The organism is Sporosarcina soli, from assembly GCF_042655805.1.
Lineage (GTDB): Bacteria > Bacillota > Bacilli > Bacillales_A > Planococcaceae > Sporosarcina > Sporosarcina soli.
Genome location: NZ_JBHSNO010000005.1, coordinates 664,484 through 680,279, shown reverse-complemented (window position 1 = coordinate 680,279; position 15,796 = coordinate 664,484). Strand labels below are relative to the sequence as shown.

Below are 15,796 nucleotides of genomic sequence, written 5' to 3'. Positions count from 1 at the left end.
CTTGATAAGAAAAAGATGACGGACAACAACACGGAGATTGCTGCAATCCATCCACCGGACAGTTGGAGGAGCAAGCTGAGTGTTTCGTATGTTGTCATTGATTTTCACCTCCCTTCGATGAGGACTGCCATACAAAACCGTCATACATGTTCTGTCCATAAAATGTTGTCAAGGTGCAATAATTGAAAAATGGAGTAATAAGTTGGATAGTATTTCTATAATGTATATGTGCAATATTTTGGTATATGTCGAAAAACTGAAATAAATGAAAGGAAATTTCTTTTAACGTGGAGAGATAGGAAGCTTTATTGTTCAGAACCATTTTTTGATGCGCCCAGCATGGGCATAGTCTATAGGGGGCAAATCCCGTACTGTGAAGGCAGAAGTAATAGTTAGCTTAACGCAAGAGTGTCTGTGGCGACATGGAATCTGAAAGAAGCGAGCGGTAAAACTACGGTCTGAGGAACACGAACTTCATTCAACAGGCGATTGTCTAAGTTTTAACCACTTTGTATGACCCAACTTTCTCGGACCATAGTTATGGGTTTCGACCTAATCGAAGCGCTCATGATGGGGGAAGGAAAGCAAAAGGGTATATACAAGAAGGGAATTGTTGGGGTGTCGTCGAAATAATCAAGTCGATTGAGCAGTAATATTATAACTACTAAGCAGTTGTATGGTCTTAACGTCCATCTTATATGAATAAACAAAACGCGGTCCGGGTTTCTGGCCGCGTTTTTATAATGAAAAAAAGCCCATGTAACAAAGGAAATTTCTGCAATCATTTGTGTTAGTATTATATTAATTGAAAAATCCATTTAATTCGACAACTATATAGATAATTATTATTTAATAGAAGGGGGATGTTTCGATGAATCATTTACAAGTATTATTACCTAAAGCTCTCTTACAAAGTTATGAAGGGTTTTTATTATCTGATCATGAGGGACGGGTTTTTTTTGCGAATGCGGCTGTTGAAGTCATTTCGGGGGTTAAGTTAGATCAGATTATTGGAAAGACACCGGAGGAGATGCAGGAGGACGGCCTCATTCTCAAGCAATCACAACGCATTCTTCAAAAAAATCCTTTGACGATTTACCAGAAATTGAATACAGGGCGGGATGTTTTCATAACGAGTAAGCCGATTAAAGATGAAAATGGTAAGGTGTTGTGTTATGCATCCAATTACCGTGATTTAAAAGATCTGAATATGCTGTTCGATGAACATTTAAACTACTCGAAAATCAGTTTTTTGGAGTTGGAGCGCTTACGTGAAAGCGTGACGAAGACCGGTGGCATTATGAGTATTTCATCCGTTATGCAAGAGTTAAAAAGGCTGGTTGAAAAAATTGCGAAAGCCGATGCAACCATTTTGATACTTGGCGAGTCCGGCACGGGGAAAGAAGTGATTTCCAAGAATATACATAGTTTGAGCAAACGTTCGGATGCCCCTTATATTCAAATCAATTGTGGAGCGATTCCCGAGAATTTAATTGAGTCGGAGTTGTTTGGATATGAAAAGGGAGCATTTACAGGAGCGAATACAAGCAAGCCTGGTCTATTAGAGGTGGCAAATCATGGGACGGTCCTCCTCGATGAAATCGGGGAAATGCCATTGCATCTACAGGTGAAGTTATTGCGGGCGATTCAAACGAACGAGATTACTCGGGTTGGGGGAACTGCGAAAAAGCAGTTGGACGTCCGCTACATCGCTGCGACCAATCAAGATTTGAAAAAACGTGTACAGGAAGGGAAGTTCCGGGAAGATCTCTTTTATCGCTTGAATGTGGTTCAAGTAGAGGTCCCTCCTTTACGCGATCGTGTGGAAGATATCGGGTATTTAGGCAAATACTTTTTAGACAGGTTCAATAAAAAATACAATAAGCAGTTAGTGTTCTCAAAACGAGCACTATCGCTTCTGGAACAGTATGAATGGCCTGGGAATGTGCGACAACTCGAAAATATGGTGGAACAGTTGGTTATTTTATCAGAAGGTCCCTCCATTACTGAAAGGAATATTCCACACGAAATCTCCCGTAGTCAATGGAAAGAAGAGTATTCTACGACAAGTATTCGACCGTTAAAAGAGAGTATCGAGGAATTTGAAGAAGTAGAAATTCGAAAAGCTTTACAGGTGTATCATTCTATTCGTAGTGCCGCAAAAGCTTTGGGAATTAGCCATTCGACGCTGCTGCGTAAAATTAAACAGTATGATATCACTTAAAATGAGCCTCTATTGTGGAGGCTTTTTTGTTTTCTGGTTTAAAAATGAACCACTCAATGATAAATCGTGAGAAGTAAATCAAAACTGAACCACAACTGGTCTAAAAATGAACCATTTCACGTATGGAATAGATATAGGTTTGTAAAAACGTTGATTTGACGCGGTCGGAAAAGTGGCAAGCATATTGCAATGTAATTAAGCAAGGAAAGGGGGGACTATGAATTTGGATTTTCTTGAGCTAGTAGTATGCGATACGTCGCCACAAATCCGTATTGTGACATTGAATAGGCCAGAAGCAAAGAATGCATTGAATCGTCAGGTTATCCAACAGCTGATGCAATTGATAAAGACACTTGAAGATGAATCTTCGACAAGAGTGGTCATTTTGCAAGGTAAGCAGGGGAACTTTGCGGCAGGCGCGGATATCAAAGAAATGTTACATGCGGATTTAGTGGAAATCGACTTGTTAACTGAACAGGTCCATGAATTGCACAAACGGATGAATACAAGTCCTATCATTTTTATAGCTGCAATTGAAGGCTATTGTTTAGGCGGGGGCTTTGAACTGGCCTTGGCATGTGATATACGGATAGCTTCCCCACAAGCGGTTTTTGGACTGCCGGAAGTGAAGTTGGGCATTTTGCCGGGCGGCTGGGGCACGCAAAAGATCCTTACTTTAGCAGGCATCTCTTTTGCTATGAAAAATATTTTAACGGGTGAATTTTTTGATTCGGAGAAAGCACTTTCTTTCGGTCTTGTCAGTGAAGTGGATGTGGATCCCTTACAAGAAAGTATGCAGATTGCCGAGAGAATCGCTTCCAATAGTCCTTATGCCAACAGTGCTATCAAAGAATTATTGACGGGTGTAGAATATGCAATTCTCAAAGAACGGTTGGAATTGGAGAGGACGGCATTCAAACAGTTATTTGTAGAGGGGGAAGCAAGAGAAGGACTCCTTGCATTTGCAGAAAAAAGAAAACCAAATTTTATAAGGACGTGATGATGATCGAAACAGTATATATTGCGGCTGCTAAGCGAACGGCTATCGGTTCCTTTGGCCAGTCATTGAAACCATATTCTGCAGTGGAACTAGGAGCATTCGTAGTCAATGAATTGTTCTATGATATCCCTGCAGCGAAGGAAGAAGTGGATGAAATTCTTATTGGTAATGTGCTGAAGCATGGTTTGAAAGGAAATCCGGCACGTCAAATTGGCATTCGTACCGGGTTGCCCATTTCCGTTTCGGCGATGACGATCGATATGCAATGTGCTTCAGGGCTTACTGCCATCATCCAAGGGGCGAACAATATCCGAAGTGGTCAAAGTGATGTCGTTGTAGCGGGCGGCATTGAAAGTATGACCAATGTTCCGCATTTGGATTTAGACAGTAGATGGGGGAAACGTCTTGGCAATCCGCAAGTCGTCGATGCATTGCTTCATGACGGATTGATCTGCGCCATCGAAGATTATCATATGGGCCTCACAGCAGAAAATTTAGTGGAGCGTTATGGAATTTCGCGTGAGACGCAAGATGCTTTTGCATTGGAGAGTCAAGAGAAAGCATTGCGTGCTATCGAGGAAAACCGGTTTGTGGAAGAAATCGTCCCGGTCCCTTGTCAGAGGGAAGATCAATATTTCACTACGGATGAACATCCACGGAATACAACCATCGAAAAGTTAGGTAATTTAAAGTCCGCCTTTAAAAAGGAAGGGACGGTCACAGCTGGCAATGCATCAGGGTTAAATGATGGGGCAGCAGCTGTATTGCTTGTTTCTGAAAGAGCATTAAAACGATTAAATCTGAAACCTTTGGCGAAAATCGTCTCAACTGCCACTTGTGGTGTACAACCATCAATCATGGGAATTGGTCCCGTTCCGGCCATTTTGAAAGCGCTTGATAAATCCAATCTGGAAATGGATGACATCGACCTGTTTGAAATTAACGAGGCTTTTGCGGCCCAAGTGCTTGCCGTCAATATGGAACTTAATATCCCGACTGAGAAATTGAATGTGAATGGTGGCGCAATCGCCTTAGGACATCCAGTAGGCGCTTCAGGAGCTCGTATTATCGTGACGTTATTACATGAATTAAGAAGAAGAGGGTTACGGAAAGGAATCGGATCATTATGTGTAGGAGGTGGTCAAGGTGCAGCAGCAATCATCGAAGTTGTTTGAGCATGTCCTTGTGGTCGGTGGGGGATTGATGGGGGCAGGGATTGCCCATGTCCTGGCGGAACGTGGGGTACATGTCACCTTAGTCGATCAAACCGCCCAAATGTTGGAAAGAGCACAGCGGCAAATTGAAAAAATGCATAGAAGGCTACACCCGGAAACGGAAGTCCAACCGATCCTGAATAATATTGTATTTTCCACAAATATTGAAGATGGAAGAGATTGTTTATTGGCGATTGAAGCCGTACCGGAAAAAATGGAGATCAAGCAAGCGGTTTTCAAACAGTTAGATGAACTATTGCCACAAGAAGCCATTCTTGCCAGCAATACATCATCGTTATCAATCGCAGCGATGAGCAGTGTGACGACAAGGCCGTCTCAAGTTGTCGGCATGCATTTTTTCAGTCCGGTCCCTGTCATGCGGCTTGTGGAAATTGTACGGGGGATCAATACATCAGAGGAAACGACGGAAAAAGTTCGAGCATTTGGCAAGCAGATCGGAAAAGAAGTGATCGTCGCAAAAGACTTCCCGGGATTCACGGTGAATCGGGCATTGGTTCCGCTCTTGAATGAAGCGGCGTTTCTCGTTATGGAAGGCAATGATCCGGAAGAAATCGATCGCGGTCTCATGCTCGGTGCCAATCATCCGATCGGGCCGTTGAAGCTGACCGATTCCTTAGGCGTCGATGTTTTACTCTTTACGCTCGAAAGCTTATATGAAGGATTCAATGATTCGAAATATAGACCTTGTCCTCTCTTAAAGAGAATGGTGGAGGCCGGCCATTTAGGAAAGAAATCAGGTAAAGGTTTTTATAACTATTCATAAGGGAGTGGCGCAGATGACGTTAGTGGAAGAAAGACAGATGATCCGGGATTTAGTGAGAAAGATTGCGAAAGAACAAATTGAACCGCGGGCAGCGGCAGTAGATAAAAGCGGTGAAATGCCATGGGATAATTTAAAAGTGCTTGCGGAGAATGGGCTTTTTGGTGTGCATGTATCAGAGGAATATGGCGGGGCAGGCGCTGATTTTGCCAGTCATTTGGCGGTGGTGGAAGAAGTGGCCAAAGCTTGTGCGTCGACATCGGTTGCATTGTCTACACAGGCGCTCGCGATGGCACCGTTTTTATTGGCAGGCACACATGAGCAGAATATGAAGTATTTGACGAAATTGGCTTCTGGGGAAGTGCTCGGTTCTTTTGGCATTACAGAACCGCAAGCTGGTTCGGATGTATCGGGTGTGCAGACGATAGCGAAAAAAGATGGTGATGACTACGTTTTAAATGGTCATAAAATCTTCATTACGAATGCGGGAGAGTCAGAGATCTATGTCTTCGTGACGCGGACTTCCGAGGAGCGGACGAAAGGGATCACATTATTTATTGTTGAGGATGGGACACCGGGATTATCTTTTGGCAAGAAGGAAGAAAAGATGGGGATCCGAGGCTCTGTCACGCGTGAAGTGTTTTTGGAAAATGTCCGCGTTCCTGCGGCCAACAGGCTTGGTAGTGAAGGGGAAGGATTCAAGATTTTGATGAATGTCTTTAATGAAACAAGGCCGGTTGTGGGCGCGCAAGCATTGGGCATTGCGACAGCCGCCTTTGAATACGCGAAAAACTATATTTCAGAAAGAAAACAGTTCGGAAAAACGCTGGATCAATTTCAATTATCGCGTGCGAAGATTGCCGATATGTTTATGCAGTTGGAGACCGCACGTCTTCTTGTTTATGAGGCGGGGCAGAAACTGCAGGATCAGGACGCACAAGTGCCGCTCTATTCATCGATGGCGAAATGTTATGCATCGGATGTGGCGATGAGCATTACAACAGATGCTGTTCAATTGCTTGGCGGGAATGGTTATATACAGGAATATCCAGTTGAGCGTTATATGCGTGATGCAAAGATCACACAAATTTATGAAGGGACGAACCAAATTCAACGTATCATCATTGCAAACGAATTGTTTAACTAGCTTCAGTGGAAGTTCCCTACTTCTATAAGTAGCGGTATGAATGCTAGACATGTATTTAATTCAGTGGGGTCCAAACCCCGGCTGAATTGAGGTACTCAGGCTAAGATCGCCGCATCCTGAAAGTGCCTTAATTTCTGCAAAAAGCGCAGAAATACGGCCAATCAAACCCTTCGCTGTTTGATTGGCAACGCCTGAGTGACCAACATCCTGTTGGCCCAAAGCCTCCGGCGGATGTCACAGATTTTGAATTGCGAAAGCACAATTCAAAATCTGGACGCAATTATGCCAAGGCGAAATTGATATAAGGGGGATCCTATGAATCTATTCGATGTGCAAGATAAAGTCGTCATTGTGACAGGTGCTGGACGGGGAATTGGCCGGAGTGTGGCGAAAGGGTTTGCGGACGCGGGTGCTAATGTACTTGTATGTAGCCGCACGGAAAGGGAGCTAATTACATTACGGGAAGAGATTGAGGCAACTGGCGGTATTTGTGAAGTAGCCCCCTGTGATGTGACCGTACAGTCCGATATTGAACATGTCATTCGGATAGCCATTGAGAAATATGGGAAAATCGATGTTTTGATCAATAATGCAGGCATTACCAAAAAGATGCCTGCAAAAGATATCGCTTTGGAAGATTTTAAACAGATTATCGATATCAATTTGACGAGTGTATTTTTATTTGCCCAGCTCGTAGGTCGCGTCATGATCGAACAAGGTTCCGGGAAAATCATTAATGTCTCCTCAGTCGCGTCTAGTCAAGGATTAACAGGCTCTATTGCATACGCAGCTAGTAAGGGCGGTGTAACGATGCTCACAAAGACTTTGGCAATTGAATGGGCTGAGTACGGAGTTCAAGTGAATGCAATCGCTCCGGCGTATGTGGAGACACCACTTGTTGAAGTTGTCAAACAAACGCGTGAGGGCTTTGAGGCCGCTATCATCAACCGAACACCGATGCGTAGGATGGCTAAACCGGAAGAAATGGTCGGTGCTTGTATTTTTTTAGGAAGCGAAGCGTCATCGTATATGACGGGTGAGACAATTTTCTTGGATGGCGGCTGGAAGGCTTACGGATTATAGTTAAATAATAGAATGGGGAGTGATTGCATGTTTGGAATTCCGGGTGAAGGTTGGATTGCTTTAAGTATTTGGTTCGGTATTATTATTTTGCCTTGGACGTATTCATTATATTTTATTAAGCGTATTAACGATTCGGGGGTAGAACGCTGGGGGGCGAAGGCTAAACGGATCAAGAATGTGCAGGAAAAGGAAGTGCGTGTATGAATAGTGCGACGTTCCTGATTGCGATTGTGTATGTAGCCGTTTTATTCTATTTTATAATAAAAGGAAATAAAAAGAGTTCCGATCTGGATGATTTTACAATCGGTGGCTGGAGTATGAGTTTAGGGGTGAGTATTTTCTATTTCACAGCGACGTGGGTAAGTGCGGCATCCGTTTTAGGCGTACCGGGAATCTTATATGCAAACGGATTTGCAGGCATTACTGGCTGGTTTGCTGGCTGGTTTTTCGCTACGGCCATTTTGCCAATCATCGCTTTTAAGTTACGTAGACCGATGTTTCCGGTACGGACGATCCCGGAATATATGCGCTTGCGCTTTGAGCCTTATGCGAAAAAAAGTGTGTTGCAAGCATGGTCCGCCATTATGATTGTGTTTGGCTATATTAGCTTCGTGACGATCCAAATTACAGGGATCGGTTACTTACTTTCACAAGTGACAGGCTTAAGCTATTTCGTTTCGATCTTAATCTTCCTTGTATTCATTCTATTAACGGTTTTAGGGGGCGTATGGTCGGTTGCGTTGACCGATGTCTTGAATTCCATTGTTATTATTTTGGGTTTAGCATTTGCGGCAGGATTGTTGCTTTGGAATATCGGAGGGATTACGACCTTATTCGAGAAAGCAGCATTGATCGATACGCCCGCTGTTGAAGGCGGGATCGCGACTGCGGCTGGCGGATTATTCAGTCCGTTAGGGACGTTTTCAATGGCTGCGATGATCGGGATTTTCATTTCCAATTCGTTGGGTGCAGCCGTGGCACCGCATTGGCCAACCCGGCTGTTATCTTCCAAGAACGTGAAGATTTCCATTTTCACGCCGTTATTGTCAACAGGGATTTTAGTCTTTATATTCCTCTGTCTGCTTGTATTGGGAATCGGTGGCCGTGTACTTGTGCCAACGATGCCGACAGGAATGGCAACGGATCAAATTGTGCCGTTATTGATCGCGGAATTCATGAACCCGCTTGTTGCAGGTATTTTGATAGCTGCTATTTTTGCAGCGGCCTTATCCACAGCAAATGGGATGATTCTGCAAGCGGCGATTGCAGTTTCTTATGATATGTACCGGAATTTGAGTACGAAAAAAGTGGAAGATAAGGCTTTGATTCGAATTACACAAGTGTTGCTAATCATTATTTCAGTCATTGCATTTATCTTTTCCATTAATCCTCCAGCGTTTATCGCACTTGTTGCGGCTTATGTCTTCGGTTTCTTTGGCTGTGCATTTATCGGTCCGATATTTTTCGGGCTCTATTGGAAGCGTGCGAACAAGCAGTCCGCTTATGTCGGTAGTATTATAGGAGCTATCTCTTATGTAGTATTCAGTTATTTGATCAAAATCGGGGTCTTTGTCGGACCGATTCCGGCTGTGGCAATCGGGATGGGGTTATCCTGTATCAGTATGTTGGTCTGTTCGGTCCTATTCCCGCCTGCTCCACGCGTTGCTTGGGAGCCTTATTTTGAAGAGGATATTTCCGAAGAGACGAAAGAAGTTGTCGATTTAGCCATGAGAAACGTGTAAGGGGGAAAGTTCATGAAACAACTATGGTTACAAAGTTATCCGGAAAATATTCCACATGAAGTCGTCATCGAGGATAAAACGATGGTCGATGTATTGTATGAAGCCGTTTCACAGAATCCCGATCAACTTGCATTAGTGGAAGGAAATCGTCAACTGACCTACGCGCAGTTGCGAGACCGGGTCCACCAGCTCGCGAATGCGATGTCCAAAATGGGCTTACAAAAAGGGGATCGTGTGGCGTTTATGATGGGTAACAGTCTGGAGTATGTCATCAGTTATTATGCGGTATTGGCGTGTGGAGGCACGATCGTACAAAATAATCCGACCTATACAAAGCGTGAGTTGTATAACCAAGTGAATGATGCGCAAGCGACGATGATCATTATTGACGAAAATTTAGGCAGTCAGTTTCCGGATATTCTAGAGGAAACATCCATAAAGGTCATTTGGTATGCTTCAAGTGATGAGGTACAGGAGACTAGCTTACGAAAAGTTTTTGACAGTGAAGCTTTGAACTTTACACCTGTCCCTTTGAACGCCAATGAGGACGTTGCCGTTCTGCAATATACGGGTGGAACGACTGGTGTGTCCAAAGGGGTAATGTTAACCCATCGGAACATTTATGCAAATGTTGTACAGACACATGCTTTCTTAGGCGTCTACGCAAAAGAGGGACAAGAACGTTTGTTGAATGTATTACCATTATTCCACGTCTATGGCATGACCGTTTCCATGAATTATATGATTTATTTACAATCAACGATGCATCTTGTCAGCAAGTTCAATAGTTCAGAAACCTTGGCATTGCTCGATCAACATCGGATTACGATGTTTCCAGGAACCCCGACGATCTATGTAGCAGTCAATCATAATGAAAAAGTGAAAGAATACGATATTAGCAGTATTCATACTTGCATTAGTGGTTCGGCACCGCTTCCTGTGGAAGTGAAAAACCAATTTGAAGCACTGACTGGGGCGAAAATAGTAGACGCGTATGGCCTGAGTGAAGCGTCACCAGTTACGCACAGCAATCCGATCAATGGCATCCGAAAGCCTGGCAGTATGGGCTTACCAATTCCAAGTACCGCATGTAAAATCGTTTCCATAGCGGATGGCAAAACGATATTACCGATACACGAACCGGGGGAACTGCTCATCAAAGGCCCTCAAGTGATGAAAGGCTATTGGAATATGCCGGAGGAAACTGAAAATGCCTTGAAGGATGGCTGGCTTCATACCGGAGACGTCGCTTATATGGACGAGGATGGCTATTTCTTTATCGTAAGCCGAAAAAAAGAAGTGATCATCGCGGGAGGTTATAATATCTATCCCCGTGAAATAGAAGAAGTGATTTTCAATCATCCAGCTGTACGCGAAGTGGTAGCTATTGGCATTCCGCACTCCTATCGAGGAGAAACCGTCAAGGTGTTTGTTGTCGCAAAAGATGGACATGAGATACAGGAGGATGAAATTATCCAGTTCTGTCATGGCAAATTGGCGAAATTCAAACTACCAACTGAAGTGGAAATTCGAGATGAGTTGCCTAAAACGGCGGTAGGGAAAATATTACGTAGAAAACTAGTTGAAGAAGAACTGAAAAAGGTAAGTAACTGATAAAAGGACGAGATGTGAATCAAGCACGGAAAGCGGTTCGGAATCACGAGCCGTTTTTTCGGTTATTGGGGATAGTGAATAACTTATCTCCTTATAGTTTGGTGCGAACCTGAAGCACACATGAAAACCCTGGGGGATTCGCACCAAAAAAACAGCTGTTTTATCAAAATAAAATGAGTATTTTACGGAATGTTTCAAATTTGGTAGGATTAAAAGAGGAATTAATGCTGAAGATGCTATTTAGGCTGGTTTTTTAGTACCTTTTTTGCAGTCGCACTCTATATGAGTGCGTGGATTGAAATCATGATGTTGTAGAGGTGTACCATTTCGTGCATTAGTCGCACTCTATATGAGTGCGTGGATTGAAATCTTGGTGCTGGAAAGACTTTAGGGGCATCTATTCGTCGCACTCTATATGAGTGCGTGGATTGAAATTACAAATCTTTCAATCCTTTACCTACGGGGAAATGGTCGCACTCTATATGAGTGCGTGGATTGAAATAATCTAAAAAGCCTATCTCTAATGCTAGTAACAAAGTCGCACTCTATATGAGTGCGTGGATTGAAATTGATGTTGCAGCGTTTGTTGAAGGGAAACTTATCGTCGCACTCTATATGAGTGCGTGGATTGAAATGGCTCGTAAAGCCAACCTTCATCTGAGGTTACCTCGTCGCACTCTATATGAGTGCGTGGATTGAAATTCCAAGTCTAATACAAGGAACGGCTCTGTCGTCATCGTCGCACTCTATATGAGTGCGTGGATTGAAATATCCGTAAAAGATGGTTGACTTCCAGCTGGAATGGTCGCACTCTATATGAGTGCGTGGATTGAAATGACACGGAGCCGAACAAGCTCGTTAGGCAAACCGCGTCGCACTCTATATGAGTGCGTGGATCGAAATGTCGGTTCGAACTTTTCGAGTATGTCGTTTAGTTGGTCTTACTCTACATGAGTGAGTAGATTGAAATAGGGACAGGTCACCAACCGATACTCAGTGGACATATGAATCCATGTACTGAAATACTACCCAATTAAGTTTGCACACAAAATGATACTCTTTACTATACTTGTAAAAACTCAGCCACCCTTACAATCGGCTGAGTTTTTGATTTTTATATGTCTCATTATTTATGGAAGTATCTATTACTGAGTTCTATTGCCTGAATAAAACAAATATTATATATTGACAACATGTTATATAACATCATATGATATGTTGTAATAAACGAGCATACAAAAGGAGGGGATGGGGATGGAATGATAGAGAAGAGATTTATCTTTTTAGTCGGTTTTTCAGAATCAATTATCTGAATTATTAAACGAATGGAGGGTTTACTGATGAAATTGGGCTTAATACCGAAGCTATTGTTAGGTTTAGTGCTGGGAATTGTGGTTGGCATATATGCGCCGCTGTGGTTGACAAGTATTACGGAAACCGGCCGGGTGTTTTTAGGTAATTTGATTAAGTTCTTTATTCCATTTATTATTTTTAGTTTCATCGCTGCTAGTATTGCGCAATTGAAAGATAGTGCAGGGAAGTTGCTTTCTTTTACGGTCAGTTTGTCATACGTAGACACGATCATCGGTTGTACCATGGCGGCTGTCACTTCGTATATACTTATTCCTGGCTTTGTCAATGGTAAATCTTTTTCCGAAACAACCGCTGCGACCATTGGAGAGCCGATTGTTGAAATCGCTTTTCCACCCCTGATGGATATTATGTCCGCATTGGTGTTAGCGATTGTGATCGGTTTAGCTGCCAGTTGGGGGAAGTCCAAATTGATTGCAACTGCAGTCGAAGAGTTAAAGGATATTATTGATATTGTAATTCGGAAATTCATGATTCCGGTCATTCCTATTTTCATATTTTGTATCTTTGTAGGGATTTCGGCTAAAGGAGAGCTGTCAGGAGCCATTGTCGTTTTTGGGAAGATGTTGCTGTTAATAATTATCATGCAACTCATTTGGTTAATTATTGAATATACCGTTGCTGGATTCATCTCGAAATCCAATCCATTCACTGCGGTGAAATGCATGTTACCGGCTTATATTACGGCGATGGGGACGATGTCTAGTGCCGCAACGATGCCGATTTCATTAAGACAAGCAAAGACGATTCCTGTGATGGATAAAAAGATTGCAGACTTTGTCATGCCATTATGTGCAAATATCCATTCTGCCGGGGCAGCCCTTACGCTGACAATCAGTGCGATTACGGTATCCGTTCTCACGAAGGGGGAATTGCCGCCCGTCAGTTTGATCATTGTATTTATCATCGTTTTAGGAATTGTTTTAACAGGGGCTGCCGGCGTTCCCGGTGGTTCGGTTTTAGCGACACTTGGGATTTTACAGTCCATTTTAGGCTTTGATGAAGTAGGGCTGGGGTTGATGTTAGCGCTCTTCATGGTGCAAGATACGTTCGGGACGGCGACGAATATAACTGGAGATGGAGCGTTGGCGTTAATCGTCAACCGGTTCTTTGGAAAGAAAGTGAATAACCAAGAAGTGTTGAAGGGGGATTTACATGTCACCGGAGAGAATAATTGATTTGAGAAGTGATACGGTTACCTTGCCAAAGGAGGAAATGATAGAGGCGATTCGGTATGCGCCTTTAGGGGATTCGATTATGGGGGAAGATCCTACCGTCAATCTCTTGGAAAAAAAAGCGGCAGAATTGCTAGGGATGGAGGCGGCATTATTAGTCACCTCGGGAACAATGGCGAATCAAATTGCATTGATGAGTCTCTGTCAACGGGGAGAAGAAGTGCTGATGGGGGGAGATTCCCATATCTTTACATTAGAGGGGGCAGCTGCAGCGGCGGTAGCGCAAGTACAAATTCGTACGATTGAAGTGCCTGATGGAATTTATGATGTAAGTAAAATTGAAAGGAATCTGAATGCGGGAGATATTCAACGACCGAAAACAAGTTTAATTTGCTTAGAGAACACATATAACTTGAACAAAGGTCAAATTGTATCGCTTGAAAATATGAAAGAGGTTCGAGCGGTTTCCAAGAAATATAGTATACCTGTCTATTTAGATGGCGCCCGTCTTTTCAATGCTGCTGTTGAGTTAGGGGTGACACCGGCAGATATTTGTCAAGAGGTGGATGCTGTTCAAATTTGTTTGACGAAAGGTCTTGGTTGTCCGATTGGCTCAATTTTAGCAGGTTCAAAAGAGTTTATTGAAAAAGCTATTTTAAATCGTCAGCGACTGGGTGGAGGGATGCGGCAAGCTGGAATTATTGCGGCACCTGCCATTTATGCGCTAGATCATATGATCGATCGGCTAACTGAAGATCATCAAAAGGCAAGCCGATTAGCTACACGTTTAGCTGCAATAGACGGGATTCGTATGGAAGATGTCCAAACAAATATCGCTTCACTAGAGCTATCACGTGAGGATTGGAATTCGCAGTTTTTGATTGAATTCTTATTTACAAAAGGAATTAAAGTGAAAAATATTGGGGAGAACCGGGTACGTATGGTTGTCCATTATCAAATTACGGATGAAGATATTGATAGAGTTGTAAATGCTTTTGAAGAATTTGCATCGGTAATTACTATGGAATCTACAGTATGAAACACAAATGACCCTTTTCAAATGGAAAGGGTTTTTCTACTTGAAGGGAAGATGTAATATGTCGCAATATACGATATACTTAAAAAAGAATAGGGAAATCTGTGACGAACTTATCTATTTTTTCCTTTAGTAAATTTGTTGGAGTTGGTTATGTTGACCGTATCAAGAGACAATCCGATCGCATTGTATCTTCAGATTGCGAATAAGTTAAAAGAAGAAATCTTAAGTAAAAAAATAAAGCCGGGCGAGAAAATTGGATCACAGCGAGAGTTGGAAGCGCGTTTTCATGTCAGTAAAATTACAATACGCAAGGCAATTGAGTTATTGGAAAAAGAGGGGCTTGTACTGACGAGTCAAGGGAAAGGTACTTTTGTAAAACCGGAGAAGGTGGAGCAAACGTTAGACCAACTGCAAAGTCTTTCAGATATTATTAAAAATAGTGGCTATACTCCCCAAGTGAAAATTAAAAAGCTTGAAATGGTATCTACACCAACGAGCTTTAAACAAGATGAAAATAACGATATCGATCCGTATTGCCTCTATATCGAGCGACTTCATACAGTAGAAGAGTTACCAATCGCTTTTGCGCAAGTCTATATTCCTTATGATCTAGGAGAAAAATTAACAAAGAACGAGTTGGAAAATCACACCATTTATGAATTACTTGAACAAAAACTAGGCATTACTTTAGGAGAAGCCATTCAATCAATTGAAGCCTGTCCAGCAAGTGAGGCATTAGGAAAAGTATTGGATGTACCCGAAGGTTCGCCTCTTTTAAAAGCAGAACGGTTGACGTACAGTTCCAAGGATAAACTGATCGAAAAAATTACATTCTATTACCGATTTGATGAGTACGCATTCAAAATCAAATTAAGCCGTGCCAGCCAAATCCCGATGTGGCCACCAATTCCTGATAATTAACGAAGTACATTTTAGGGAGCGATTCGTTAGCAATAATTTTAAGGAAGGATCGAAGTCTATCATGTCGGTGCGAACCTGAAGCACACATGAAAAACCTGGGAGATTCGCACTAAAAAACGGTCTTTGTTTACTGAGAAAGCTTTGACTCAGGGAGGAATTAACAGATTATTTAGTGTTGAAAGATGAAGGAAGTGCTAATAAATGTCATTTTGTATGCTTTTTAAGCCTTTTTTCGAGGTCGCACTCTTTATGAGTGCGTGGATTGAAATTTGTTTCCTTTTATGGCTATGCCTATGTTTTTTAGTCGCACTCTTTATGAGTGCGTGGATTGAAATGGTTCTTCCGGCGCCTCGTACTCAATTTGCGCAAGCGTCGCACTCTTTATGAGTGCGTGGATTGAAATAATGGTATGTACAAAAGCGTTCCGAAGGTTGGAAGTCGCACTCTTTATGAGTGCGTGGATTGAAATGTTTTAGCGTCCTCTA

Annotated in this window: 12 protein-coding genes, 1 pseudogene and 2 CRISPR repeat arrays (1 of these 15 only partly in view); all 13 genes and pseudogenes read left to right on the top strand. The window is 42.6% G+C overall.

Translation table 11 applies throughout. The annotated features are described in order from the left end of the window. Positions 1 to 473: 473 nt before the first annotated feature. A pseudogene (locus ACFPRA_RS07550) lies at positions 474 to 632 on the top strand (group II intron reverse transcriptase/maturase); the annotation flags it as partial. 239 nt (positions 633 to 871) lie between these two features. After that, positions 872 to 2,224 (top strand): sigma-54 interaction domain-containing protein, encoded by a 1,353-nt coding sequence (locus ACFPRA_RS07545; RefSeq protein WP_381432280.1) that lies wholly within the window; start codon positions 872 to 874, stop codon positions 2,222 to 2,224. A gap of 217 nt (positions 2,225 to 2,441) precedes the next feature. Then, a complete protein-coding gene (locus tag ACFPRA_RS07540; RefSeq protein WP_381432276.1) occupies positions 2,442 to 3,224 on the top strand; it encodes an enoyl-CoA hydratase/isomerase family protein in 783 nt (260 codons plus the stop codon). 2 nt (positions 3,225 to 3,226) lie between these two features. Then, a complete protein-coding gene (locus tag ACFPRA_RS07535; protein WP_381432274.1) occupies positions 3,227 to 4,399 on the top strand; it encodes a thiolase family protein in 1,173 nt (390 codons plus the stop codon). Further along, on the top strand, positions 4,371 to 5,222 hold the full coding sequence (locus ACFPRA_RS07530; RefSeq protein WP_381432272.1) for a 3-hydroxyacyl-CoA dehydrogenase family protein: 852 nt from the start codon (positions 4,371 to 4,373) through the stop codon (positions 5,220 to 5,222). Before ACFPRA_RS07535 ends, ACFPRA_RS07530 begins: the two co-directional genes overlap by 29 nt. A gap of 13 nt (positions 5,223 to 5,235) precedes the next feature. Next, positions 5,236 to 6,366, top strand: coding sequence for an acyl-CoA dehydrogenase family protein (locus ACFPRA_RS07525; RefSeq protein WP_381432270.1), 1,131 nt, complete (start codon positions 5,236 to 5,238; stop codon positions 6,364 to 6,366). Between the two features lie 315 nt (positions 6,367 to 6,681). Continuing rightward, positions 6,682 to 7,449 carry an SDR family NAD(P)-dependent oxidoreductase gene (locus ACFPRA_RS07520; RefSeq protein WP_381432268.1) on the top strand — a complete coding sequence of 256 codons (768 nt, stop codon included), beginning with the start codon at positions 6,682 to 6,684 and terminating at the stop codon, positions 7,447 to 7,449. A 27-nt stretch (positions 7,450 to 7,476) separates the two neighbouring features. Further along, positions 7,477 to 7,653 (top strand): hypothetical protein, encoded by a 177-nt coding sequence (locus ACFPRA_RS07515; protein WP_381432266.1) that lies wholly within the window; start codon positions 7,477 to 7,479, stop codon positions 7,651 to 7,653. After that, positions 7,650 to 9,191 (top strand): sodium:solute symporter family protein, encoded by a 1,542-nt coding sequence (locus ACFPRA_RS07510; RefSeq protein WP_381432264.1) that lies wholly within the window; start codon positions 7,650 to 7,652, stop codon positions 9,189 to 9,191. Before ACFPRA_RS07515 ends, ACFPRA_RS07510 begins: the two co-directional genes overlap by 4 nt. 12 nt (positions 9,192 to 9,203) lie before the next feature. Further along, positions 9,204 to 10,805: a long-chain-fatty-acid--CoA ligase gene (locus tag ACFPRA_RS07505; RefSeq protein WP_381432262.1), complete on the top strand. Its 1,602-nt coding sequence runs from the start codon at positions 9,204 to 9,206 to the stop codon at positions 10,803 to 10,805. 270 nt (positions 10,806 to 11,075) lie between these two features. Beyond that, a CRISPR array of direct repeats spans positions 11,076 to 11,775; the repeat unit is 32 nt; unit sequence GTCGCACTCTATATGAGTGCGTGGATTGAAAT. Positions 11,776 to 12,145: 370 nt separating this feature from the next. Then, positions 12,146 to 13,354 carry a cation:dicarboxylate symporter family transporter gene (locus tag ACFPRA_RS07500; protein ID WP_381432261.1) on the top strand — a complete coding sequence of 403 codons (1,209 nt, stop codon included), beginning with the start codon at positions 12,146 to 12,148 and terminating at the stop codon, positions 13,352 to 13,354. Then, positions 13,332 to 14,390 (top strand): threonine aldolase family protein, encoded by a 1,059-nt coding sequence (locus tag ACFPRA_RS07495; protein ID WP_381432259.1) that lies wholly within the window; start codon positions 13,332 to 13,334, stop codon positions 14,388 to 14,390. The genes ACFPRA_RS07500 and ACFPRA_RS07495 overlap by 23 nt, the downstream gene beginning before the upstream one ends. Before the next feature lie 153 nt (positions 14,391 to 14,543). Next, positions 14,544 to 15,311, top strand: a complete 768-nt coding sequence (locus ACFPRA_RS07490; RefSeq protein ID WP_381432257.1) for a GntR family transcriptional regulator — start codon at positions 14,544 to 14,546, stop codon at positions 15,309 to 15,311. A gap of 237 nt (positions 15,312 to 15,548) precedes the next feature. Beyond that, a CRISPR array of direct repeats spans positions 15,549 to 15,796; the repeat unit is 32 nt; unit sequence GTCGCACTCTTTATGAGTGCGTGGATTGAAAT (it continues 249 nt past the right edge of the window).

What these genes read in the sequence shown, in the direction of transcription:
- ACFPRA_RS07525 (WP_381432270.1), top strand. Translation starts at nt 5,236, where the DNA reads ATGACGTTAGTGGAAGAAAGACAGATGATCCGGGATTTAGTGAGAAAG.
- ACFPRA_RS07545 (WP_381432280.1), top strand. Translation starts at nt 872, where the DNA reads ATGAATCATTTACAAGTATTATTACCTAAAGCTCTCTTACAAAGTTAT.
- ACFPRA_RS07495 (WP_381432259.1), top strand. Translation starts at nt 13,332, where the DNA reads ATGTCACCGGAGAGAATAATTGATTTGAGAAGTGATACGGTTACCTTG.
- ACFPRA_RS07535 (WP_381432274.1), top strand. Translation starts at nt 3,227, where the DNA reads ATGATCGAAACAGTATATATTGCGGCTGCTAAGCGAACGGCTATCGGT.
- ACFPRA_RS07500 (WP_381432261.1), top strand. Translation starts at nt 12,146, where the DNA reads ATGAAATTGGGCTTAATACCGAAGCTATTGTTAGGTTTAGTGCTGGGA.
- ACFPRA_RS07520 (WP_381432268.1), top strand. Translation starts at nt 6,682, where the DNA reads ATGAATCTATTCGATGTGCAAGATAAAGTCGTCATTGTGACAGGTGCT.
- ACFPRA_RS07540 (WP_381432276.1), top strand. Translation starts at nt 2,442, where the DNA reads ATGAATTTGGATTTTCTTGAGCTAGTAGTATGCGATACGTCGCCACAA.
- ACFPRA_RS07505 (WP_381432262.1), top strand. Translation starts at nt 9,204, where the DNA reads ATGAAACAACTATGGTTACAAAGTTATCCGGAAAATATTCCACATGAA.
- ACFPRA_RS07515 (WP_381432266.1), top strand. Translation starts at nt 7,477, where the DNA reads ATGTTTGGAATTCCGGGTGAAGGTTGGATTGCTTTAAGTATTTGGTTC.
- ACFPRA_RS07510 (WP_381432264.1), top strand. Translation starts at nt 7,650, where the DNA reads ATGAATAGTGCGACGTTCCTGATTGCGATTGTGTATGTAGCCGTTTTA.